The following is a 2,516-nucleotide window of genomic DNA, read 5'->3' on the forward strand; positions in this document are numbered from 1 at the left end:
TACGGACCAGTCCGCGCAACAGCGGCGGCACCTCACCACGAGCCCGCAGCGCCGAAAGATCCAGCCGCACCGGCAACACCACCGGCTCCCCAGCACCCACCGCNGCATCGAACAGCGCCACACCCTGCTCGANGGACAACGGCGGCAGACCCGCACGCGCCATCCGCTCACGATCACCGGCAGCCAGATCGCCGAGCATGCCGCCAGGATGGTCCCANGGCCCCCAGGCCAGCGACACACCCGGCAGCCCCCGGTCCCGCCGGTACCGCACCAACGCGTCCAGGAACGCATTCCCCGCCGCGTAACTCCCCTGNCCCGCACTGCCCAACGTNCCNGCCGCGGAAGAGAACACCACGAACGCAGACAAGTCCANGNCCNGCGTCAGCTCATGCAGATGCCACGCCGCATCCACCTTCGGACGCAACACCGCATCAACGCGCTCCGGAGTCAAGGCACCAATGACGCCGTCGTCCAGCATCCCGGCGCTGTGCACCACCGCGGATACCTCACGCCCGCCCAGCACCTCCGCCAGCGCCTCACGATCAGCCACATCACAGGCCACCGCCTCGGCGCGGGCACCCAGTCCGGCGAGTTCGGCGACCAGGTCCTCAGCACCCGGCGACGCCATCCCCCGCCGGGACAGCAGGAGCAGGTCCCGTACGCCGTGCTCGGCCGCCAGGTGCCGGGCCACCACCGCGCCCAGACCCCCGGTACCACCCGTGATCAGCACCGTGCCGCGCGGCTCCCAAGACGCCGCACGCAGCTCTGGAACGGGCATCCGCGCCAGCCGGGGGACCAGGACTCGCCCCTCCCGAACCGCCAACTCCGGCTCGGGCTGCGCCAACGCCCGGGACAACGCCGCCCCCGGCACAGACCCGTCATCAAGGTCCAGCAGTGTGATCCGATCCGGATGCTCCGACTGCGCCGACCGCACCAAGCCCCACACCGACGCCACCGCCAGGTCGTCGGCGTTCCGCGCGGTGACCGCACCCTGGGTCACCATCACCAACCGGGACCGGGTGAAGCGCTCCTCCACCAGCCAGTCCTGCACCAGCTCCAGGGCGGAAGCAGCACTCGCGTGGACAGCGTCCACCACCTCGTTCTGGGACCGCGCACCGGGCAGCGCAGCCAGCACAACGTCCGGCACCGACCCATCCGCTGCGGACAGAGCCGCCAGATCCGCATACACCCGGACCTCGGTACCCGCGTCCCGAAGCGCGGGGGCCAAGGCCTCTTCCGCGCCAACCACCGCAACCGCAGCGACTCCGGTCTCAACTGAGCCGGACGGCAGGGGAGCCCAGTCGATACGGAACAGCGAGTCACTACCCGCCCCGGAAGCTGCGTCGCCCAGCTGTCCTGGGGCTATCGGGCGAGTAGCGAGGGAATCGATGGAAGCGACAAGTTCGCCATCTGTGTCCGCGATCGCGACCGAGACCGCCCCCTGGCCGGTGCGCGACAGCCGCGCCCGGACGGTCGTGGCACCGGAGGCGTAGAGCGACACGCCGTCCCAGGAGAACGGCAGCGCCGTACTCTCCAGGTCCGGATTGTCGTTGCCGGATCCCGCCGCCCCCGCCGCCTGGAATACCGCGTCCAGCAGAGCTGGATGGAGGCCGAACTCGCCGGCTTCAACCTCTTCCGGCAGTCCAACTTCGGCAAACACCACATCACCGCGCCGCCACACCGCCCGGAGACCTCGGAACACCGGCCCGTAGTCGAAACCCATCTCCGCAAGCCGCTCGTAGCGGTCGCTGACATCAACCGGTTCGGCGCCGTGCGGCGGCCATACAGCCGCGTCGAAGCCGATGTCCACCCGGTCGATTCCACTTGCGGCCAGCACACCCGACGCGTGCTGGGTCCAGGGCGCGTCCACCGCATGCTCGGGCCGCCCGTGAACGGTGAGAGCGCGTTGCCCGTCATCATCGGCGGCCCCCACCCGCACCTGGATCTGCGTAGCGCCGCGCTCCGGCAGAACCAATGGCGCGGACAGGGTCAGCTCCTCGACTCGGTCACACCCGACCTCGTCACCGGCCCGGATCGCCAACTCCACGAACGCCGTACCCGGCACCAGGACCCGGCCCATCACCACGTGATCAGCCAGCCACGGATGCGAGCCCGCCGACAGGCGACCGGCGAACACCACACCGTCCGAGTCGGCCAACGACACCGCCGCACCCAGCAACGGATGCTCAGCCGAGACCAGCCCGGCAGCCCGCACATCGCCCGGAACAGCCTGGAAGGCGTAGGTAGGCAGCTCGANCCGGCGCGCACCGGTACCCGTGAAGAACGACCGCCAGTCCACACCCACGCCGGTCACGTGCAGACGAGCCAGACCAGTCGCCAAAGCCAGTTCTTCGCCACGATCCTTACGAAGAGCAGGAACGACCTCGGCTACGTCCGGTGCCGACTCCCGGACCAGGGCCGACAGCACACCATCCGGCCCCAGCTCCAGGAACGTCCCCACCCCGGCCCCGGCCAACGCCCGAACGCCATCGGCGAACCGCACGGTCTCCCGCACA

The 2,516-nt window shown here is 70.3% G+C and carries 1 protein-coding gene; it reads right to left on the bottom strand.

What is annotated here, in order from left to right; translation table 11 throughout:
- Positions 1 to 2,516 (bottom strand): SDR family NAD(P)-dependent oxidoreductase (locus tag LCH29_RS43780; protein WP_446467255.1); only part of this gene is annotated, 2,516 nt, incomplete at both ends.

It is taken from the genome of Streptomyces sp. BRA346, from assembly GCF_052851135.1.